The 19,589-nt window shown below is 51.8% G+C and carries 17 protein-coding genes, 8 tRNA genes and 3 pseudogenes; 8 read left to right on the top strand and 20 right to left on the bottom strand.

The features are described from left to right. Window positions 1-30 precede the first annotated feature (30 nt). From FD23_RS03655 to thrB, 5 genes are all read right to left on the bottom strand, one after another. Window positions 31-103, bottom strand: a tRNA-Lys gene (locus FD23_RS03655). A 33-nt stretch (window positions 104-136) separates the two neighbouring features. Beyond that, window positions 137-209 (bottom strand) — tRNA-Lys (locus FD23_RS03660). 33 nt (window positions 210-242) lie between these two features. Then, window positions 243-315, bottom strand: a tRNA-Lys gene (locus FD23_RS03665). A 33-nt stretch (window positions 316-348) separates the two neighbouring features. After that, window positions 349-421: transfer RNA gene (locus tag FD23_RS03670), tRNA-Lys, on the bottom strand. Between the two features lie 130 nt (window positions 422-551). Continuing rightward, entirely contained in the window at window positions 552-1,415 is an 864-nt protein-coding gene (gene thrB / locus FD23_RS03675; protein ID WP_025895832.1) for a homoserine kinase, read from the bottom strand. 166 nt (window positions 1,416-1,581) lie between these two features. Here thrB and thrC point away from each other — a divergent pair, with 166 nt between their 5' ends. Then, the gene (gene thrC, locus FD23_RS03680) at window positions 1,582-3,060 is read left to right on the top strand and encodes a threonine synthase (RefSeq protein WP_052933747.1); all 1,479 of its coding nucleotides are present in this window, start codon (window positions 1,582-1,584) and stop codon (window positions 3,058-3,060) included. Between the two features lie 105 nt (window positions 3,061-3,165). On the opposite strand, the gene FD23_RS03685 is transcribed toward thrC, so the two are convergent. Then, window positions 3,166-3,238 (bottom strand) — tRNA-Val (locus FD23_RS03685). Between the two features lie 3 nt (window positions 3,239-3,241). Beyond that, window positions 3,242-3,313: transfer RNA gene (locus FD23_RS03690), tRNA-Glu, on the bottom strand. On the opposite strand from FD23_RS03690, the gene FD23_RS09660 reads away from it, so the two are divergent. From FD23_RS09660 to FD23_RS03700, 3 genes and pseudogenes are all read left to right on the top strand, one after another. Further along, window positions 3,300-3,500, top strand: a complete 201-nt coding sequence (locus FD23_RS09660; protein ID WP_134791466.1) for a hypothetical protein — start codon at window positions 3,300-3,302, stop codon at window positions 3,498-3,500. The two genes, FD23_RS03690 and FD23_RS09660, sit on opposite strands and share 14 nt — an antisense overlap. Beyond that, window positions 3,465-3,553 (top strand) — tRNA-Leu (locus FD23_RS03695). The genes FD23_RS09660 and FD23_RS03695 overlap by 36 nt, the downstream gene beginning before the upstream one ends. A gap of 113 nt (window positions 3,554-3,666) precedes the next feature. After that, window positions 3,667-4,197: pseudogene (locus FD23_RS03700) on the top strand (N-acetyltransferase family protein). Window positions 4,198-4,396: 199 nt separating this feature from the next. Here FD23_RS03700 and FD23_RS03705 read toward each other — a convergent pair. The 3 genes from FD23_RS03705 to FD23_RS03715 form a co-directional block, all read right to left on the bottom strand. After that, the gene (locus tag FD23_RS03705; RefSeq protein WP_025895831.1) at window positions 4,397-4,582 is read right to left on the bottom strand and encodes a hypothetical protein; all 186 of its coding nucleotides are present in this window, start codon (window positions 4,580-4,582) and stop codon (window positions 4,397-4,399) included. A gap of 120 nt (window positions 4,583-4,702) precedes the next feature. Further along, entirely contained in the window at window positions 4,703-5,689 is a 987-nt protein-coding gene (locus FD23_RS03710; protein ID WP_052933754.1) for a LacI family DNA-binding transcriptional regulator, read from the bottom strand. Between the two features lie 22 nt (window positions 5,690-5,711). Beyond that, entirely contained in the window at window positions 5,712-7,169 is a 1,458-nt protein-coding gene (locus FD23_RS03715) for a sucrose-6-phosphate hydrolase (protein ID WP_052933748.1), read from the bottom strand. A gap of 289 nt (window positions 7,170-7,458) precedes the next feature. Between FD23_RS03715 and FD23_RS03720 the strand changes: the two genes are divergently transcribed. After that, window positions 7,459-9,390 carry a sucrose-specific PTS transporter subunit IIBC gene (locus FD23_RS03720; protein WP_052933749.1) on the top strand — a complete coding sequence of 644 codons (1,932 nt, stop codon included), beginning with the start codon at window positions 7,459-7,461 and terminating at the stop codon, window positions 9,388-9,390. Window positions 9,391-9,574: 184 nt separating this feature from the next. Next, window positions 9,575-10,651, top strand: coding sequence for a 6-phosphofructokinase (locus tag FD23_RS03725; RefSeq protein ID WP_052933750.1), 1,077 nt, complete (start codon window positions 9,575-9,577; stop codon window positions 10,649-10,651). A gap of 80 nt (window positions 10,652-10,731) precedes the next feature. On the opposite strand, the gene FD23_RS03730 is transcribed toward FD23_RS03725, so the two are convergent. From FD23_RS03730 to FD23_RS10315, 10 genes and pseudogenes are all read right to left on the bottom strand, one after another. Continuing rightward, window positions 10,732-12,453 carry a phospho-sugar mutase gene (locus tag FD23_RS03730; RefSeq protein WP_052933751.1) on the bottom strand — a complete coding sequence of 574 codons (1,722 nt, stop codon included), beginning with the start codon at window positions 12,451-12,453 and terminating at the stop codon, window positions 10,732-10,734. Between the two features lie 25 nt (window positions 12,454-12,478). Continuing rightward, a pseudogene (locus FD23_RS03735) lies at window positions 12,479-14,278 on the bottom strand (glycoside hydrolase family 13 protein). A 9-nt stretch (window positions 14,279-14,287) separates the two neighbouring features. Beyond that, window positions 14,288-14,644, bottom strand: a pseudogene (locus FD23_RS03740) (glycogen/starch/alpha-glucan phosphorylase); the annotation flags it as partial. Beyond that, window positions 14,587-14,886, bottom strand: coding sequence for an acetolactate decarboxylase (locus FD23_RS03745; protein WP_025895826.1), 300 nt, complete (start codon window positions 14,884-14,886; stop codon window positions 14,587-14,589). The pseudogene FD23_RS03740 and the gene FD23_RS03745, both read right to left, overlap by 58 nt. Before the next feature lie 16 nt (window positions 14,887-14,902). Next, window positions 14,903-15,430 carry a hypothetical protein gene (locus tag FD23_RS03750; RefSeq protein ID WP_052933753.1) on the bottom strand — a complete coding sequence of 176 codons (528 nt, stop codon included), beginning with the start codon at window positions 15,428-15,430 and terminating at the stop codon, window positions 14,903-14,905. A 573-nt stretch (window positions 15,431-16,003) separates the two neighbouring features. Further along, a tRNA-Thr gene (locus tag FD23_RS03755) sits at window positions 16,004-16,076 on the bottom strand. A gap of 102 nt (window positions 16,077-16,178) precedes the next feature. Continuing rightward, the gene (locus FD23_RS10300) at window positions 16,179-16,904 is read right to left on the bottom strand and encodes an alpha-amylase family glycosyl hydrolase (RefSeq protein ID WP_230844890.1); all 726 of its coding nucleotides are present in this window, start codon (window positions 16,902-16,904) and stop codon (window positions 16,179-16,181) included. Then, the gene (locus FD23_RS10305; RefSeq protein WP_230844891.1) at window positions 16,870-17,163 is read right to left on the bottom strand and encodes an alpha-amylase family protein; all 294 of its coding nucleotides are present in this window, start codon (window positions 17,161-17,163) and stop codon (window positions 16,870-16,872) included. The genes FD23_RS10300 and FD23_RS10305 overlap by 35 nt, the downstream gene beginning before the upstream one ends. After that, a complete protein-coding gene (locus tag FD23_RS10310; protein WP_330113882.1) occupies window positions 17,160-17,264 on the bottom strand; it encodes an alpha-amylase family glycosyl hydrolase in 105 nt (34 codons plus the stop codon). Before FD23_RS10310 ends, FD23_RS10305 begins: the two co-directional genes overlap by 4 nt. Next, window positions 17,224-17,451, bottom strand: coding sequence for a hypothetical protein (locus FD23_RS10315; RefSeq protein WP_230844892.1), 228 nt, complete (start codon window positions 17,449-17,451; stop codon window positions 17,224-17,226). Before FD23_RS10315 ends, FD23_RS10310 begins: the two co-directional genes overlap by 41 nt. Window positions 17,452-17,737: 286 nt before the next feature. On the opposite strand from FD23_RS10315, the gene FD23_RS03765 reads away from it, so the two are divergent. Both FD23_RS03765 and FD23_RS03770 read left to right on the top strand, forming a co-directional pair. Next, a complete protein-coding gene (locus FD23_RS03765) occupies window positions 17,738-18,973 on the top strand; it encodes an L-lactate MFS transporter (protein WP_025895825.1) in 1,236 nt (411 codons plus the stop codon). A gap of 108 nt (window positions 18,974-19,081) precedes the next feature. After that, a complete protein-coding gene (locus FD23_RS03770; RefSeq protein WP_025895823.1) occupies window positions 19,082-19,498 on the top strand; it encodes a helix-turn-helix domain-containing protein in 417 nt (138 codons plus the stop codon). The last annotated feature ends 91 nt before the right edge of the window (window positions 19,499-19,589 follow it).

Consider the following 19,589-nt stretch of genomic DNA (forward strand, 5'->3'; position numbering starts at 1 on the left):
TGGGTTTATTTAACTATCGCCGAAGCGCGATGGGTCGTCAGGGGATCGAACCCTGGACACCCGGATTAAGAGTCCGGTGCTCTGCCAGCTGAGCTAACGACCCAAATGGGTTTATTTAACTAGCGCCAAAGCGCTATGGGTCGTCAGGGGATCGAACCCTGGACACCCGGATTAAGAGTCCGGTGCTCTGCCAGCTGAGCTAACGACCCAAATGGGTTTATTTAACTAGCGCCAAAGCGCTATGGGTCGTCAGGGGATCGAACCCTGGACACCCGGATTAAGAGTCCGGTGCTCTGCCAGCTGAGCTAACGACCCAAATGGGTTTATTTAACTAGCTCCAAAGCGCTATGGGTCGTCAGGGGATCGAACCCTGGACACCCGGATTAAGAGTCCGGTGCTCTGCCAGCTGAGCTAACGACCCAAGTGGGCTGCGGCTAACTTTCGTCAACCGACATTTATTTATTATACAGGAATGCGACAGGAATGCAAGCCTTTTGGCAAGATTTTTGCTCAAAAACTTCCTTTTCCTGTCCAGCCCGCCCTTTTCTTCCTTATTTCTGCCAAAAAGCACCCCGCGGGGCAACTTCTAGCCGGCGGATTTCATCCTTTAAGCCCGCCTCTCTGACCGCGTCGACAAAGTCGCTGATATGCTGGGGCTCAACCAGGCTCATAATGGTCGGGCCGGCTCCTGACAGGTAGGTCGCTGCCGCCCCATGCTCATGGCCGACATTGCGGATGATCTCCAGTTCCGGCACCAATTTGCTTCTGTAGCGCTCATGGAAGAGGTCAGCCTCCATTAACTCCCCGGCCTTTTCATAATCCTGGGCAAAAAAGGCCGCTACCGCCATGTTGGCCACGGCACTGGCCTGAACCGCCTCTTTAAAGGAAAGCTGCTTGGGCAAAACGGCCCGGGCATCGCTGGTCTTTAAGTTATAGGCCGGGATGTAGGCGATCATGGCAAAAGGCGGTACCGGGGCCTTGACGGCTGTAAAGTGGCCGTTGACCTTGCAGCCGACAACCAGGCTGCCCAGAATGGTCGGGGCTACATTGTCCGGATGCCCTTCCAGTTGGGCCGCGATTTCAATTTTTTCATGGGGAACCAGGTTGAGTTGCCCCAATTGGTCGGCCAGTTCAATCCCGCCCACGATGGCGCTGGAACTGGAGCCCAGGCCATGAGCCAGAGGGATGTCTGATTCCACCCGCAGGTGCTGGGGGGTTAAATCCGGCTTGACGCTTAAAGCCGCCTGGACGATCATATTGTCTTTCCCGCTTGGCAGGTACCCTAAGTTATGGTCTACCTGCCAGTGATCGCTCTCCCCGATTACTTCAATGGTTAGGTACAAGGAAATAGCCACCCCGATAGAGTCGAAACCCGGGCCCAGGTTGGCGCTGGATGCTGGAACTTTGATTTTCACGCTATTTCACCTCAATAATTGGCAATCACTATTTTTTAATCATTTTATCATGTTTTTCCTTTTAGAAAAATGATTTCCCCGTTATAATTAGCCATAAAGGAAAAAATCTTTTTTCAACCATCGTTACTAGTTTACAGATCACGCATCTGACTTTTAGGGAGGATTTATGATTTACCGCAGTACCCGCAGCCAGGGGCAGGAAGTTACCGCTGCCCAGGCAATCGTCCAAGGCCTGTCCCCAGATAGCGGCCTTTTCGTGCCTAAAGAATTTCCGGCTCCATTTTCAGCCGCTGCTTTAAAGGAAATTTTTACCCTGCCTTACCAGGATATGGCTAAAAAAATCCTGGCCCTCTTCTTGACTGACTACAGTGCAGAGCAGCTGGCAGAGATTGTTAAAGGCGCCTACGGCCAGCAATGGAATGACGACCGGATCGCCCCGCTGACTGATAAGAAGGCCGGCAATTACTACCTGGAGCTCTTCCACGGGCCAACCCTGGCCTTTAAGGACGTGGCCTTGCAGTGCCTGCCTCGCTTGATGAAGACAGCCTTGGAAAACTCAGACGACCACAGGGGGATCGTGATTTTGACCGCGACTTCCGGGGACACCGGGACCGCCGCCATGCGTGGCTTCCAGTCCTTAGCCAAAACCCGGGTCATCGTCTTTTACCCTTACCAAGGGGTGGCCCCAATCCAGCTCAAGCAGATGCTGAGCGAAAACAGCGACAACACCGTGGCTGTAGCGGTTGAGGGCAACTTTGACCAGGCCCAGACCAGGGTCAAGCAGATTTTTAACAACCCGGACATGAACAGTTTGCTGGCTGACCACGATTTGACCTTCTCCAGCGCCAACTCCATGAATGTTGGCCGCCTCTTGCCCCAGGTCATCTACTACTTCGCCGCCTACAAGCAGCTGCTGGACCAAGAAGCCATTGCCTTCGGCGATCCCGTCAATTTCTCTGTGCCAACTGGCAATTTCGGCGACATTCTGGCCGGCTATTATGCTCAAAAACTGGGCCTGCCAGTCGGCCGCCTGATCTGCGCTTCCAACAAGAACAATGTCTTAACCGACTTTTTCAAGACGGGCAAGTATGACAAGAAGCGGGACTTCTACGTGACCAACTCCCCATCCATGGACATCCTGGTCTCCAGCAACCTGGAGCGCCTGCTCTTTGACCTCTGCCAGGACCCGGTCACAGTCAAGTCTTTGATGGAGCAGCTGAATACAAAGGGCGAATACCTATTGCCAGAAGACATGCAAAAGAAGCTTTCCTGCTTCTGGGCCGACTACGCCACTCCAGAAGAAATCGAAGGCGAAATCAAGCGGGTTTACGAAGAGAGCGGCTATGTCATCGACCCGCACACGGCTGTTGCTTCTTTAGCCGCCAAGCGCTTTAAGGAAGAAGACGATAAACCAACTGTCGTCCTCTCTACTGCCAGCCCTTACAAGTTCCCGGAAACCGTCTACCACGCCATCAGCGGGCAAAATGTTAAAGAAAAAGGCCTGCCAGCCCTTAAGGAACTAACTGACCTAACTGGCCCCGCCCCAAAAGCCATGGAGGCCTTCTTAGGCCACAGCTCCCGAGAAATCGTCATCCCGGCTGATAACATGGCAGACGAAGTCAAGCGGCAGCTGGATCTGGACTGATTTTTGCTAAAAAAGAGAATAGATAAAGAAAAAAGCAGCTGAGGATTTACTCCTGAGCTGCTTTTGCCATGTAATTGAAAATAAAAAGAAATTCAAAATAAAAAATGGAGGATACAGGGCTCGAACCTGTGACCCTCTGCTTGTAAGGCAGATGCTCTCCCAGCTGAGCTAATCCTCCATATGACCCGTACGGGATTTGAACCCATGTTACCGCCGTGAAAGGGCGGTGTCTTAACCACTTGACCAACGGGCCATTTATTTTGCTTAGCCTTCTTGCAAGGCACGACTATTATTATACCCGATCCAGAAGAAAAAGCAAGGGTTTAGGGCAAAAAGCTTATTATTTTTATTTGCAAAAAGCACTTGCACTTTTCCCCACCTTTGCTATACTAATAGATGTGCTTGCGGGCGTGGCGGAATTGGCAGACGCGCAAGACTAAGGATCTTGTGACCGCTTTTGGTCGTGGAAGTTCAAGTCTTCTCGTCCGCACCAAGCGAAAGGAACTGGTTTACCCAGTTCCTTTTTTGTTCTTCGCCAGCCTTTTTTGCTAGAATATTCTCAGAGTGATAAGCAAAAAACAAAAAACAATTTAAGGAGAAAAGAGCATGCCTGAATTAAACTGCCGCTTGGCAACGGAAGCTGACTTGGCTGCCCTCTGCCAGTTCTACCAGGACATCTGCGCCCACCAAAAAGACGACCAGTTCGGGGCCGACTGGCACTGGGGGATCTACCCAAGCGAAAAAGATATCGCGGAAGCAATTGCATAAAAGCGGACCGTGGTTGGCATCAAGGACGGCAAGATCGCCTCAGCCGGCATCTTGACTGTGGGTAATGACCCTCTTTACAGCAAATTTGCCTGGCCAACCCCAGCTGAAGATAACGAAATCGCCGTCCTCCACCTCTACGGGGTCCACCCATCCTTCCGCCGGCAGTGCCTGTCCTCTGTCCTTTTGACCTTTATCAAGGACCAGGCCAAAAAGCTCGGCTGTAAATCCATCCGCCTGGACAGCATGGATGGCAACGCTCCTGCCCGCCGCCTCTATGAAAAGAACGGCTGGCGCTTTGTCAACCAGGAAACTGTCTACTACGACGACATCGGCGACTGCAAGGTCGACCTGCTTGAATTAGCCTTATAACAACAAAAATCCACAAGCCTGGCTTGTGGATTTTTTCTTTACTCTTTTTCCTGTTCTTGATTCTTATTTTTTCCCGCCACTCCTTGGCCCGCTGGTCCGGCATAAACCACATCAGCATGACCAAAGCCATGAAGACCCAGGACAAAATTGGCCCGGCAAAGCCAGGCCCAATTTCTTCTGCTTTATTCAGTAGTTAGCACTATTCTTGATTCTTGTAGTCAGCTTCCATTTCCTGCGGATCTTCCGCCTCTTCTTCATCGAAGCTGTATTCCATCTTCTTGTTGCAGTCCTTCATAAAAGCATAGGCAATTTCCGCCCCGTAGACCAGGAGGCCGATCAGGCTAAAAGCCAAAATGAACAGCCAAACGCGTTTCTTCTTCTCCATGCTTGTCACCTTAGCTTTCTTTTAACTAAAAATTGCTTCCTAATTTTATTATAAGCGCTTTTCGGGAAAAATACAGATTATCCTGGCAAAGACAGGAAAAGCACCCCCCGCAGGAGATGCTTAAACAGTCTGGTTTCTCAGCAGCTTGACCGGGAGCAGGTAGCTGTTTTGGGCCAGCTTCTTTTCCGGGTCCGCGATCCGCTCATAGAGCAGCTTGACCAAGGTTCCGGCCAGGTCTGGAACCGGCTGGACGACCGTCGCTAATTCCGGCACGTAGTTCTGGACCAGCTGGGTCCCGTCAAAGCCAACGATTTTCAAGTCCTCCGGCACCCTGATCCCCAGCTTCCTGGCTTCTTTTAAGAGCAGGATGGCCGTCAGATCGTCTGAGCAAAAGACCCCGTCGATCTTCCGCCCGCTGGTCAAGAGCTCCCGGAGTTCTCGCGCCTTAGCCGCCGGAGACTCGTAAAAGGCTGACCGGGCCGTGTGTACCGTCAATCCCGCCGCGGCCACCGTGTCCGCGTAGCCGTCAAAGCGGCGGGAGGTCGGGTTGCCTGTTTTAACCGGATTGCCGACAAAGTAGACATGCCCGCATCCCGCGTCAACCAAGGCTTGGGTAGCCAGGCAGCCGCCCTGGTAGTTGTCACTGGTCACGATCGGCACCTGGTCAGACAGGTCCCGGTCAAAGGAAACGATCGGCAGGCCATAGAGCTGGTATTCTTCAATCCCCAGGTTGTGCGAACCCGCGATGATCCCGTCGACCTGGTTGGCCTCCAGCATCCGCAGATAGCGTCGCTCTTTATTGCTGTCCTGGCCGGCGTCGCAGAGCAGCATCTTGTAGCCGTCCGCTTCCAGCTTGTCTTCAATTGCCGCGACCAGTTCCGCGAAGAAGGGATTGGTGATGCTGGGCATGATCACCCCAATCATCTTGGTCCGCTTGCCCTGCAAAGACCGGGCCAAGGTGTTGGGCTGGTAGTTCAGCTCCCGCATGGCCGCGTACACCCGGTCCCTGGTCTTCTGGCTGATGTAGCCGTAGTTGTTGATCACCCGCGAGACAGTCGTCGGCGAGCAGCCAGCCTTCTCCGCTACATCAGTTAATTTTAGCCTCATCGTCATCCCCTCTTCTGCTCTCCTACATATCCTTTAACCGCCAAGTCTTGGCCTGGTAGTCAACACCGCTATCCATCTTAACAAAAGTTTGTCCATTTTGAGGGAAGAATCTCCCCGTAATGACTTCTTCGCCGCCATTGACAAAAATTTCAAAGAGGGAGTGGTCCACAAAGATCCGCAGGTCCAGGTCTTCCCCGGCTGGCAATTTCACCGTCCGGCTAGTCCCGTAGTCCGGGTTCACGGCCTGGCCGCATTCACCCCGGTCAACCATTAAGCTGGCGTGCTTGCCGGTCTTGAAGCTGAGCTTGATGCAGTTCTTACCTTCACTGTCTGCCGCCAAAAGCAGCTTGCCCTTCTGCCCCTGCTTAATAGTCAGCTTCAGTTCGCTTTGCGCGCCAGCATCAAAGGCCAGGTCACCTGTGAAGTCTTCTTCGTCTCCTCTCAAGCTCTTCATGGCCTTGACCGGCTTTTGAAGCAAGCGGCCGTGCTTTAAAGACAAGCGCTTGACCTGGCTCAAGCAGTTAGCCCAGCCTTCCTTATCACTTGGGTAAGTCATATCCGGCAGGCCAACCCAGCTGATGGCGTAAGCATAGCCATCTGGCGCGTTGAAGGCCTGAGTAGCGTAGACGTCAAAGCCCCCGTCCAGGTTGATCGGGGCCTTCTGCTTGGTCTCGAAGTGGCCGGTTTCAAAGTCAAAGCTTTCCCCAACCCAGTACATGTTCGGGTAGACATTCTGGTAGTCGGTCACGTTCTTGTCCAAACCCTGCGGGCAGAAGATGAAGACCGGCTTGCCGTCAACAAAGACCAGGTTCGGGCATTCAACCATGTAGCCCATGTCTGGCAGGTCAACATAGCCCAGGTCCTGCCATGGACCCGTTACAGCATCTGACTTGTAAAGGCTGATCTTGCCGGCCTTGGTCTCCTTGTCCTGGGCACCCAGAATAGCGTAGTACTTGCCATCGTGCTCTAAAATCTGCGGGTCACGGAAGTGCTCAGTCACATGCTCTGGCGAGTTGATCAGAGGCGTCTCCAGCTTAGTCACCTTTCCCTCTTTGTCCATCCAGGCCCCAACCTGGTAAGAATGGCGAACCCAGTTTTCGTCGCGGACATTGCCCGTGTACATCAGAAAAAGCTTGTCGCCAATTGCCTTGGCTGAACCGGAATAGGCCCCATGGCTGTCCAGCGGGGTGTCAGGATAAACAGCTTCGCCCAGGTTTTCCCAGTGAACCAGGTCGGAACTGGTCAAGTGCACCCAGGACTTCAAACCATGCACTGCCCCAAATGGGTAAGCCTGGTAGAAGACCTGCCAGCGGCCATTATAGTAGGAAAAGCCGTTAGGGTCGTTCAATAAACCAGAAGTTGGCCGGATGTGGTAGTGCAATTGGTAGTCTGACCGGTCTGCCTGGCTCTGCAGCTCAAGCAAAGTCTTGACATCCCATTTCTCATAAGGAAGATATCTTTTTTCTCTTGTCCATTCCATATTAAGCAACCTCCGCTTAATCACTAGTCTCTTCTTTAGTAACCTTTTATCTTTATTTGCCAGATTGTTCCCAGGCAAAAAATCATCTGGATAATCAAGCTTTTATCATCTTCTATTTTAGGATTGAAGCGCTAACATGTCAAACGGTTAACAGGCTCTTTTTGAGTTAACAGAACTTTTATAAAATATTCTCTGTCAAGCGATTGACATATTTGTCAGAAACCGCTATTATGTTAAGTGAATTAATGAAAAGCGTTTTCAGAAAATAAGGAGAGTGTTTCTCGTGGCAATGAATTACAATGCAGTTGCCAAGCGGGTAATCGCTGCCGTAGGTGAAGACAACCTGGTAGCCGCTGCCCACTGTGCGACTCGTCTGCGTTTAGTCTTAAAAGACGATACCAAGATCGACCAAGCAGCCTTGGACAAGGATCCCGACGTTAAGGGTACCTTCAAGACTGACGGCCAATACCAAGTTATCATCGGGCCTGGTGACGTTGACAACGTCTACAACGAATTGATCAAGCAAACCGGCCTGTCCGAAGTTTCTACCGACGACTTGAAGAAGATCGCCGCCAGCGGCAAGAAGGTCAACCCTGTCATGGCCTTCATCAAGCTTTTGAGTGACATCTTCGTGCCAATCATCCCAGCCCTGGTTGCGGGTGGTTTGCTGATGGCCTTGAACAACTTCTTTACCAGTCCTGGCCTGTTCGGGCCTAAGTCCCTGGTCCAAATCAACCCAGCCATCAAGGGCCTGTCTGACATGATCCAACTGATGTCAGCTGCCCCATTCATGTTCCTGCCGGTTCTAGTCGGTATTTCCGCCGCTAAGCGGTTCGGCGCCAACCAATTCCTCGGGGCTGCAATGGGCTTGATCATGACCACCCCGCAGCTGGCTGGTGCAACTCACTACTGGAACATCTTCGGCTTGCACGTAGCGCAAACCAACTACCAATACCAAGTTATTCCAGTCCTGGCAGCTATCTGGATCTTAGCCTTCTTGGAAAAGAAGCTGCACAAGGCCCTGCCAAGCGCGGTTGACTTTACTTTCACCCCGCTTCTGTCAATCATGATCACTGGCTTCCTAACTTTCGCCATCGTCGGGCCAGTGATGCAGACCGTTTCTAACTGGATCACCAACGGCTTCGTATGGCTGTACGACACTGCTGGCTTCATCGGCATGGGTCTGTTCGGTCTTTGCTACTCAGCCATCGTTATGACTGGTTTGCACCAAAGCTTCCCGGCCATCGAAACCCAATTGCTGGCTGCCGGCAAGGGTGCGGGCGACTTTATCTTCGTTGTTGCTTCCATGGCCAACGTTGCTCAAGGTGCCGCAACCTTCGCTATCTGGTTCTTGACTAAGAATGAAAAGATGAAGGGTCTGTCTTCATCAGCCGGTGTTTCTGCCCTCCTGGGGATCACCGAACCAGCTCTCTTCGGGGTTAACTTGAAGTACCGCTTCCCATTCTTCTGCGCCCTGATTGGGTCCGGTGTTGCTTCAGCCCTTGCAGGTCTCCTGCACGTTGAAGCCGTATCCCTTGGTTCTGCTGGTTTCCTGGGCTTCCTGTCCATCTACCCGAAGATCATCCCAATGTACGTTGTCTGTGAACTTGTTTCCTTCGCTATTGCCTTCGCCTTGACTTTCTTCTGGGGCAAGGGCCACTTGAAGGAAGAAGTTGCCAGCGTTGAAGGCGAAACTGGCTTCAGCGCTTCAACTGAAGTTGAAGATGAACAACAAGTTGAAGCTGCCAAGACTGCTGGTTTGGAAGACGAAGTAGTTCTGGCACCTGTAGACGGCATTTCTGAAGACCTATCAGCCGTAAATGACGAAGTCTTCTCCCAAAAGCTCATGGGTAACGGGGCAGCCATCATTCCTAGTGACGGCAATGTCTACGCTCCAGTTACCGGTACTGTTTCCGTTGCTTACAAGACTGGCCACGCTTACGGGCTTAAGTCTGACGACGGTGCCGAAGTCCTGATCCACATCGGTCTGGACACGGTCAACTTGAACGGCCAGCACTTCAAGTCCCTGGTCACTCAAGGCCAGCACATTGAAAAGGGCGACAAGATCGGCGAAGTCGACCTGGATGCCGTCAAGGCTGCCGGCTACGACACCACTGTCATAGTTGTCATCACCAACACCCCTTCATACAATGAAGTGGCCCGGGTTGAAGCAACTGACGTTAAGCACGGCGACAACTTGATTGCTTTAACTGCTTACTAATCAAAACTACTACCATGAAGCAGCCCTGCCCGGGCTGCTTTTCCTTTACTAATTTTCATTTGACAATATATTCATGTTTTTTCAATTAGATTTAAAAATCTGCTTGCATCTTGGCAGGTACACGACTAAGATTTAAATTAAGCCGAATTTAAGAGAACTGTTTAGCACGGGGAGGAATTTAAGCATGACTTTACGAGTCGGTATTTTGACAAGCGGCGGCGACTGCCAGGCGCTCAACGCGACCATGCGGGGATTGGCCAAGACCCTTTACAACTGTGTCGATGACGTGGAAATCATCGGTTTCAAGCGGGGCTACTACGGCTTGATGCATGAAGACTACGTCAAGATGAAGCCGCGGGACTTCTCCGACATCATCAACGAAGGCGGGACGATTCTGGGCACTTCCCGCCAGCCATTCAAGGAAATGCGAGTCATCGTTGACGGCTTTGATAAGGTAGCTGCCATGAAGAAGACCTACAAGAAGCTCAACCTGGACGCTTTGGCTGTTTTGGGCGGCAACGGGTCACTTAAGTCAGCCAACATGCTGGCCCAAGAAGGCCTGAACGTGATCGGCCTGCCAAAGACCATCGACAACGACACTTGGGGAACTGACTACACCTTCGGTTTCCAAAGCGCCATTGATATTGCCACCAGATACCTGGATGAAATCCACACTACTGCTCAAAGCCACTCCCGGGTCTTCGTCGTAGAAGTCATGGGCCACAAGGTCGGCCACATCGCCCTGGCTGCTGGCCTGGCTGCCGGCAGTGACATTATCCTTTTGCCGGAAATTCCTTACGACATCAATGTCGTAGCCAAGAAGGTCAAGGAAAGACAAAAGTCCGGCAAGGGCTTCACGGTCATTGCTGCCGCTGAAGGGGCAATTTCCAAGGAAGACGCCACCCTGTCCAAGAAGAAGTACAAGGCCAAGGTTGCCGCTAGAAACGGCGCCAGCGTGGTTAACGAAATCGCTGCCCAATTGCAGGAAGTTTTGCCAGACGCTGAAATCAGAACGGCGGTCATCGGCCACGCTCAACGGGGCGGCCGGCCAGATGCCTACGACCGGCAAATCTCAACCCGCTTCGGGATTGAAGGCGCCCGCCTCATGAACCGGTCCTTCGGCCGCCTGGTTGTCTTAAAGCACAGTGAAGTCGACTCTATCGCCCTGGAAGACACGGCCGGCAAGCTCAAGTACGTTGACCCGAACGGCAAGACCGTAAGCAACGCCCGCCTCATGGGTGTCACCTTCGGGGACAAGTAAGAGCCTATAATTCTTAACAGCACACAAGCACAAAAAAGAAGCATCGCATTCGCGGTGCTTCTTTCTTTGTTGTTTTAAAATTACTTCAGCAATTCGCTGATAGCGTCTTGGTAGCTTTCAGCTGCCTTTTCAGCAGTTGCGATGTCAGCCTTGTTAACGCCGACATAAGCCTTGATTACTGGTTCAGTACCAGATGGCCGCAGGGCTACCCAAGTTTCGTCATCCAGGAAGTACTTCAAGACGTTTGACTTCGGGAAGCCAGTCAATGGAGTTTCTTCGCCGTTTTCGACAGTAACTTGTTCTTGGTAGTCTTCGATCTTCAAGACCTTGGCCTCGTTGATTTCACTGAGGTGTTCTTCTCTCAGCTTGCTCATCAATTCAGCCATCTTCTTTTGCCCGCCGATCCCTGGCATTTCGATAGCCCGGGTGATTTCATAAGCAACGCCGTACTTCTTCCAGATTTCCTGCAGGCCGTCAAAGACAGTCATGCCCTTGGAAGCGTAGTAGCTGGCAACTTCGGCGAACATCAAGGCTCCTTGCATGGCGTCCTTGTCGCGGGCGAAGGCTTGGAAGAGGTAGCCGTAGCTTTCTTCAAAGCCCATCAGGAACTTGCCGTCCCCTTCCTTGTTCATCCGGTCGACTTCTTCACCGATATACTTGAAGCCAGTCAGAACTGACTTGGTCTTGATGCCGAAGTCCTTGGCAATCTTGAATGGCAAGGCACTGGATACGATTGAAGTAACGATTTCGTAGTCCGGAGTCAGCTTGCCTGAGTCCTTCAAGTTTTGCAGGAGATAGTAAGACATCAAAGTAGCGATTTGGTTCCCAGTCAAAACTTGGAAGTCGCCCTTGTCAGTTCTTACGCAGGCTCCCATCCGGTCAGCGTCCGGGTCGGTAGCCACGATCATGTCAGCGCCGATTTCGTTGGCCAGTTCCACGCCTGGGTTGAAGACGTCACGGAATTCCGGGTTAGGCTTCTTGCAAGTCGGGAATTCTGGGTCCACAATCGCCTGGCTTGGCACTGGAACAACGTTGCTGAAGCCGCCCCGTCTGAAGGCGCGGTCGTAAAGCATCTTACCCGTCCCGTGCAGCGGAGTGTAAATAATCTTCAGCTTGTCGGCGTTTTCCTTGATCATGTCCTTGTTGACGTTGACCGTTTCCAACTTGGCCAGGTAGGCTTCGTCGACATCTTCGCCGATCAGCTGCAAAGTGCCTTCAGCGCGCAGCTTCTTGACTGGAGCTGCCTTAACGCTGAAGATATCTTCAACCTTTTGCGCGTAGACAAAGAGGCGGTCAGCGTTTTCCGGCCCCATTTGGGCACCGTCTTCGCCGTAAGCCTTGTAGCCGTTGTACTGCTTGGCGTTGTGGGAAGCAGTGATGTTGATCCCGGCAAAGGTGTGCAGGTAGCGGACAGCGAAGGACAGTTCCGGCGTTGGACGCAGGTCGTCAAAGAGGTAGACGTGAATGCCGTGAGCTCCCAAAACGCGGGCAGCATGAGTAGCCAGTTCGCGTGAGTTGTAGCGGGAGTCAAAGGAAATTACCACGCCCCGCTTCTTGGCTTCTTCGCCGTTTTCGTCGATCAAGCGGGCCAAACCTTCAGTTACCCGACCGACCGTGAAGACGTTGATCCGGTTAGTCCCTGGTTCCAGGAGCCCCCGCATCCCGGCAGTCCCAAAGTTGATGTCCTGGCCAAAGGCGTCTTCGATCCACTTTTCGTCGCCGCCTAATTCAGCCATTTGTTCAGCCAGGTCTTCCGGCAGGGCGGCTTGTTTCCATTGTTCAAAAATTTCTTTTGCGTCCATATGATATATTCCTTTCTATTCCTTTTTATTCTTTTTCATTCCTGTCTAGCTTAAATGTCTTCAACAGATAAGCCTTCTGAGCTACGCTTTCTTGATCCAGTATATCACTTACCAGCTCTCCAATCTTCTCTGGCAGGCAATATGTTTGAAATTTTCCCGCGTCCAGGATCATATCCTGGTCGGTCTTGTTGTAGCAGTAAATGACCAGTTCCCTTTGGTTGTAGCGGACCAGGGCGTTGATGCCATAATCAATCTTGACATAACCAACTTTCCCGTCGACTAGTGCCCGGTTTTCCCGCCGCCAGTGGGCCAGTTCCTTGACTTCTTTTTCCAAAAAGTCGCTTTCCTTGCCCCATGGGAAGTAGCGGCGGTTGTCCGGGTCCTTGTCCCCTTCTAGGCCTGCTTCATCCCCATAATAGATGCAGGGAACGCCGGGAACAGAAAACAAGAGGCCAAAGGCCAGAGCGACCAGCTGCACGTCTCCCCCCAAGACGGTCTTGATTCTGGCCGTATCGTGGGTGCCGATATTGTTCAGGCAGTTTTCCAGAAAGGCCTTAGGGTAGTTCTCAACCAGCTTTTCCAGGTCATTCATTGCGGCCACTTCTTCCGTTTCGTTATTGGCCTGCAAGAGCGAAACGATAAAGTTGCGGACCGGATAGTTCATGGTTCCGGTTAAGTTGTCCCCGGCCATATAAGTCCGGAATTCACTGTTGACGAACTTGTGGGAGGCGTCTTCCCAGACTTCCCCGATCAGGACATGGCAGTCTTCATTCTGCAGGCGCTCGCGGATTTCCCGCAAGAACGGCATTGGGAGTTCGTCTGCCACGTCCAAGCGCCAGCCGTCGACATGCATCCGAGTCCACTTGGCTAAAACGCCGTCGGGCCCGCAGATGAAGTTCTGGTAGTCAGCATTATTCTTGTTGACTTCAGGAAGCGTGGTTACCCCCCACCAGGACTGGTACTTGGTCGGATAGTTGATGAAGTTGAACCAGGAGTAGTAAGGGCCCGTCTTGTCCGTGACCGCGCTCAAGAAGTACTTGCTGTCGGCCCCGACATGGTTGAAGACCCCGTCTAAGATCAAGGCAATCCTGTTTTTGTGCAGGTCCTTAATCAGGTTCTTGAAGTCCTCCTCGGTCCCCAGCATGGGGTCGATCTTAATGAAGTCCTGGGCGTTATAGCGGTGGTTGCTGGAAGCCTGGAAGATCGGGCTCAAGTAGATGGCCGTCACTCCCAAATCCTTTAAATAGGGAATCTTTTGCCTGATACCTTCGAGGTTGCCGCCAAAAAAGTCCCAGCGGGCTATATCACCATGCCCATCCTTAATATAGTAAGGACTGTCTTCCTTGGTCGCGTAGATGAAACTGTCCTTCTTGCGGCCCTGGATCTCCCCATGCGGGTTGCCGTTGTTGAAGCGGTCTGGGAAGATCTGGTAGACCACCCCCTGAGTCTACCAGGGAGCCTGCGGGACCGCCCGGTCATAGCAAGTCAGCTGGAAGGTCCGGATATCCCGGCCGTCCTGGGTGATCTCCCCGTCGCCAAAACCGTCCTGGCTTCTTTCCAGGAAGTAAAACTGGTCGTTTTGCTTAATGTTGAAGTAGTAGTAGAGCCCGGAGCTGCTAATCTTGACGCTGGTCTCATACATCTTGCTTTCATCGTTGAAAGTCATGGGGTAAGCCACCGACGACTCATTGTTTTTAGTCAGCCAGATGGTAATCTCCTGGATCTCTTCATCGACTTCAATCGCACACTTGACGCTGGTATTGGCCTGCGTGGCGCCAAAGGGCTGCTTGTATTTAGTGTCCCAAGAATTAAATATAGCTCTCATCAGTCACTCTTACGCTTTTCCAGCGTCCACTTCCACCTTGTCCAGGTGCCAGATTTCACTGGCGTAGCGTTCAATGGTCTTGTCAGCGTTAAAGCGTTCAGAGTGAGCGATGTTGACCAGGCTCATCTGGGCCCATTGCTGCTTGTTTGCCCAAACCTTTTCAACCAGCTTCTGGACCTTCAAGTAGGCTTCAAAGTCGGCCAAAACCAAGAATTCTTCGTTGTCCTTCAGGAAGTCATCATCCAGGGCCCGGCCTTCGCTGACGCAGCAAGGAATCGTCCCGTCGATCAAGGCGTCAACCGTCTTCTTCATGACTGGGTTGCTTTCGTAGAGGTCACGTGGGTGGTAGGAGTGGTCTTCATTTTGGCAAAGCGGCCGGTGAGTTTGACGGCGTAGAAAATATTCCCCATCCCCTGCCCTTTCAGATAGGCTTCAAGTTCCGGCAAAGAGAAGCCGCTTACCTTTTGGCCAGGACTTTTTGGGTCAAAGTGGACGCAGGCAAAGGGCGTTTTGACGTCACCGGATAAGGCTTCGATGGTCCCGTCAAAGAAGCCAGCGACCAGCATGGCTAGGGTGCCGTGCTGGAAAAGTTTTAGATCCTTACGCATTTTTCCCTCCTATAAATTAGTAATCAAGTTCACCGGCATGGTGAATCTGCTGGCGGTGCTTCAAGTTAAAGCCGAGGGCATCCAAGGCGTGGCTATTCTGCTGATAGGTCAAGGAGAAGAGGTTGATTAGGCCGTCGTCAGTGTTCAGCTCGTAGACGAAGGTAGATTCGTTCTCGGGGATAAAGAGGGACTGGCGGCTTTCCAGGGTGTCGTCTTCTGATAAAGTGTAGTCATCGATCACCCCTTGCATAAGCAGGCAGCTTTCCTCTTTTTTACAGCCAGCAGGGATGGCCTGGTAGACCGCGTCTTGGTTGCGGCGGTTATAGATGACATCGACGTCAAAGTTTTCCCGGAGGTCATCGCTGGTGATAAAGAGGCGGTGCAGCTGCCGGGCCTGCTGGTAGAAGGAGCGCCAGAAGGCAGCTTTTTCCTCCCCGCATAAGCCAGCAAGTTTTTCAGAGATGCTATAGTCCAGGATTTCACTGGGGTCAATCTCCAGATCTTCCAGGTAGTCGTTGTCGTATTCATTGTTGTAGTCGGTCATTTTTATCACCCTGCCCTTTCTTAAATTACATAATTATGCTTTAAAGGCTTTTTGTCAATCCTAAATGTGTAAAGTCCGCGAAAAAACAGGAAAAAGGCGAAAAAAGACATGATCCTTTATTAAAAGAATCATGTCGTAAAAAGCGGTTAGCTTTTTAAAGAAAGAGGCTAGTTCTTGCGCTTCTTGTCGATTGCGAGACCAAGCAGGGCGGTCAGGGCTATTACGCCGAGGCCGAGGACTGACAGAGCACGGAACTTGTCATTTGCTTCACCGGTCTGAGACAATTTATCTTAAGCATTTACTGCCTTGCTAATTGCCCGGGTCACAAGCTTTGGATTTATACTGCTTGTGCATCCCTGCCACAACCTTGGTGACTGTCTCCTCATAAGCCCCGCCTTTAGCAGATTCTGCCAGGTGGTCAGCCAAGTATTAGTTGAGTAGTAGCAGTCATCAACCAGCAACAAGGGCAAAAATCAGAACATCACTAAATGCCAGGGTAAGATCATTTCGTGCCAAATTTTGGCGCAAAGAAGTCCGCTGCCTTCTTGCAGCGGACTTCTTTGATACTCTGAGTGCCAATTATTGGAATCGAACCAATGACCTTCTCTTTACGAGGGAGATGCTCTACCAACTGAGCTAAATTGGCAATTTATCAACTCTTTCATTATAGCAAACAATCTGCTTTTGTCAAAAAAATTTCGCCAATTTTCGCAAAAAATCTGTCTCCCTCAGACTGCTTTCTCAGCCCTTATTTCTCAATAATGGTAATCTCGCCGATCCGCATGACTCCTTCGTAAACCTGGACGCTGCTGCCATCATAAAGGTTCTTGTAGATCCCCTCTGGCAGCTGGGTCGGAATCGCCTGCTTCTTGCCGGTCGTATTAAACAAGCCGATCAACTGCTCTTCTTCTCCACCTTCACCCAGGCTGTGGACAGCTTCCAAGACACCCTTTCTGACCTCTTTAGCCTCATAGCTGCCCTCAGCCATGATTGGCAGCTGCTTGATTTCATGCATCTTCTTTAAGATGTCCGTCAAATCAATATCGCCGTTCCAGTCAACCGGGTCCTTGTCAAACAGGGTCACGTGGTGGGCATCCCCCTTTTCTTCCCCATTGTAGACCAGCATGGCCCCCTTCATGAAGTAGATGAAGGCCGTCATTGCCCGCAAGGCCGCCGGATCATCAATCATCCCGTGCGCCCGGACCACGTCATGATTTTCCAAAAAGTGCGCCTTGACATAGTTTTCCGGGTAGACCCCTTCTTGCCGGTTCAGGCCAGCCAGGTAGTCAGTCAGATCCTTTTGCCCCAGCAGTGCTGCCCGCAAATCTGGGTAGATGTCATAATCATAGGTCATGTCAAAAGCCTGATAGAGCTCAGAATCTGACCCACCGACTGCCCCCTTGCTTCTCAAGAAGCGGATAAAGTCCGGGGCACCAGATTCAGCCAGCCAAATAGCCCCTGGCCGCTCTGGCATACTTCCAAAAGTCCACCGGCACCATCGGGGCCACGTCGCAGCGGAAACCGTCCACATACTTGGCCCACATGACCAAAGTCTCTGCCTGGTACTTCCAGAGGTCCTTGTGGCTGTAGTCTAAGTCGATAACGTCGCTCCAGTCGCCCACCTTGTTGCCAAAGCTGCCATCCTTCTTGTGGTAGAACCAGTCCGGGTGCTCCTTAGCCAGGACTGAGTCTGGGGAAGTGTGGTTGTAGACGCAGTCGATGATGATCTTCATCCCTTGGCGTGAACGTCATCGCACAGACGCTTGAAGTCCTCCATAGTCCCGTATTCCGGGTTAATAGCCCGGTAGTCGGAAATTGCGTAGGGTGAACCCAGGCTCCCCCTTCCACTTCTCTTTGCCTGACGGCTGGATCGGCAAAAGCCAGATGATGTCCGTCCCCAAGTCCTTGATCCGTTCCAAATCCTTCCGGACCCCTTCGAACTTGCCCTCTGGCGAGTGGTTTCTGACCAAAATGCTGTAAATCATTTGCTTGCGCAAGTCAATCTTGGTATCGCTAGCCATTTTTTCCTCCTTGGCCTGTGGCCGTTTTTTCTCACCCTTCTATCTTAGCCGTTTTCCTAAGCGCTTTCACATTTTCCGGTCATGTTACCGGTAACTCTTTTGCAAAAAACAACTCTAGATCTAGTAGTATGGTTAGCGGTTCCAACTCAAGATCTTGAAAAATTTGCCTTGCCCTTACATTGCTGACATGGTATCCTTAACGCATCGAATGATATTGACCCTATTTAAGAATATTGTTCGTGTATTGTTACAAAGTCCAAAGATTTATAAGGAGAATATCTGAACAATGAAGACTAATCGTTACATTGTTGCTTTGGCGGGGGTCATGCTGCATCTGATGATCGGCTCAGTATACGCTTGGAGCGTCTACACTAAGCCAATCGCGGCACAGACCGGCTGGAGCGAATCATCAGTTGCATTTGCATTTAGTTTGGCCATCTTCTTCCTGGGGATGTCCGCGGCTTTCATGGGCCGCCTGGTTGAAAAATTAGGCCCGACCTTAACTGGAACTGTTTCCGCCATCCTTTACGGGAGCGGGATCGCCTTGACTGGCCTGGCTGTTCAAAGCCAGCAGCTCTGGCTCTTGTACGCTTCATACGGCGTCATCGCTGGTCTGGGCCTGGGTGCCGGCTACGTCACCCCGATCTCAACCATCATCAAGTGGTTCCCAGATAGACGGGGTTTGGCTACTGGCCTGGCCATCATGGGCTTCGGATTTGCCGCTCTTTTAACCAGCCCGGTCGCCCAATTCCTGATGTCAAGCGTTGGCTTGTCCAATACCTTCTACATCTTGGGTGCCGGCTACTTCTTGATTATGATCGTATCTGCCAAGTTTATTAAGCGGCCAACTGCTGACGACCTGGCCAACTTTAAGAGTGAAGACAAGGAAGCTGTTTCCTTGACTGGCGGCCTGCAAATAACGGCCAACCAAGCGCTGAAGACCAAGACCTTCTACCTGCTCTGGTTCATGTTCTTTATCAGCATCACCTGCGGTATCTCCCTGGTCTCCGCTGCCTCACCAATGGCCCAGGAACTGACTGGGATGAGCGCGGCTACTGCCGCTGTCATGGTCGGCATCATCGGCCTCTTCAACGGCTTTGGCCGGCTGGTTTGGGCAACCTTGTCCGACTACATTGGCCGGCCTTTGACCTACAGCTTGATCTTTGTCGTTGACATGGCCATGTTCGTGATCTTGATCTTCACCCACTCACCATTCATCTTCGCTGTAGCCCTCAGCCTTTTGATGTCCTGCTACGGAGCCGGCTTCTCAGTCATTCCGGCTTACCTGGGCGACGTCTTTGGCACTAAAGAACTCGGCGCCATCCACGGCGCCATCTTGACTGCCTGGGCGGCAGCAGGCATGGTTGGCCCGCTCCTGCTCTCCTTCACCCACGAAGTTTTGAAGAGCTACTACGTGACCTTGGCCGCCTTCATCATCCTGGCCGGCCTGGCCCTCTGCGTCTCCTTCCTGGTTCAGCGCGAATTTGCCAAGCTGACCGACCTGACTGACGGATTAGATTAATGACTTTTCAAGTTCCTGCTGACGCGGGAACTTTTTCTTTCTCCGCGAGCTTTTAAGCTAGCTAAAGGCTATAATATTATCGAAGAGAGATTGATGAGGGGGAAAAACATGATGCTTCCAAGCAAGCTGCGCGACCTGCGCAAGAAGCATGGCTTAAGCCAAAAAGAATTAGCGGAAAAATTAATGACCACACAAGCCAAGGTGGCCAGCTGGGAAAACGGCGACAGCGTGCCCGACATATCATACATCGCCAAACTGGCGGTTTTATACGACGTGTCAGCTGACTACCTGCTGAAAGACGACAAGCAAGAAGGGCAGACCATCGAACCAGGCGCAGAGATGGACCGGCAGAACACTAAGCGCCTGGGCAGGATCAACAGCATCTACTGGACTATCGTCATAGCTGTCTACCTGCTGGCCAGCATCGCGACCGGCCGCTGGTCCACCAGCTGGGTCCTCTTTATTTTAGGAGGCGCCATCTGGCTCATCGGGGCTGGTTTTCACTGGATCAATTCGACTAAATAAGAAAGGAGCTGCTTTTTGATATGACCCCCGAAATTAGGACACTAATTTCGGGGGTTATTTTCATGACTAAATACACTAAAGAAATCAAACT

It is taken from the genome of Lactobacillus delbrueckii subsp. delbrueckii DSM 20074 = JCM 1012 (assembly GCF_001433875.1).
GTDB classification, from domain to species: Bacteria; Bacillota; Bacilli; order Lactobacillales; family Lactobacillaceae; genus Lactobacillus; species Lactobacillus delbrueckii.

Bases quoted from the DNA above. Each gene is read 5' to 3' on its own strand.
- FD23_RS03765 (WP_025895825.1), top strand. From the start codon at position 17,738: ATGAAGACTAATCGTTACATTGTTGCTTTGGCGGGGGTCATGCTGCAT.
- FD23_RS03745 (WP_025895826.1), bottom strand. From the start codon at position 14,886: ATGCGTAAGGATCTAAAACTTTTCCAGCACGGCACCCTAGCCATGCTG.
- FD23_RS03720 (WP_052933749.1), top strand. From the start codon at position 7,459: ATGAATTACAATGCAGTTGCCAAGCGGGTAATCGCTGCCGTAGGTGAA.
- FD23_RS10300 (WP_230844890.1), bottom strand. From the start codon at position 16,904: ATGCCAGAGCGGCCAGGGGCTATTTGGCTGGCTGAATCTGGTGCCCCG.
- FD23_RS03715 (WP_052933748.1), bottom strand. From the start codon at position 7,169: ATGGAATGGACAAGAGAAAAAAGATATCTTCCTTATGAGAAATGGGAT.
- FD23_RS03705 (WP_025895831.1), bottom strand. From the start codon at position 4,582: ATGGAGAAGAAGAAACGCGTTTGGCTGTTCATTTTGGCTTTTAGCCTG.
- FD23_RS03725 (WP_052933750.1), top strand. From the start codon at position 9,575: ATGACTTTACGAGTCGGTATTTTGACAAGCGGCGGCGACTGCCAGGCG.
- FD23_RS03750 (WP_052933753.1), bottom strand. From the start codon at position 15,430: ATGACCGACTACAACAATGAATACGACAACGACTACCTGGAAGATCTG.
- FD23_RS10305 (WP_230844891.1), bottom strand. From the start codon at position 17,163: ATGAAGATCATCATCGACTGCGTCTACAACCACACTTCCCCAGACTCA.
- FD23_RS03770 (WP_025895823.1), top strand. From the start codon at position 19,082: ATGATGCTTCCAAGCAAGCTGCGCGACCTGCGCAAGAAGCATGGCTTA.
- thrC (WP_052933747.1), top strand. From the start codon at position 1,582: ATGATTTACCGCAGTACCCGCAGCCAGGGGCAGGAAGTTACCGCTGCC.
- FD23_RS03710 (WP_052933754.1), bottom strand. From the start codon at position 5,689: ATGAGGCTAAAATTAACTGATGTAGCGGAGAAGGCTGGCTGCTCGCCG.
- FD23_RS03730 (WP_052933751.1), bottom strand. From the start codon at position 12,453: ATGGACGCAAAAGAAATTTTTGAACAATGGAAACAAGCCGCCCTGCCG.
- FD23_RS10315 (WP_230844892.1), bottom strand. From the start codon at position 17,451: ATGGCTAGCGATACCAAGATTGACTTGCGCAAGCAAATGATTTACAGC.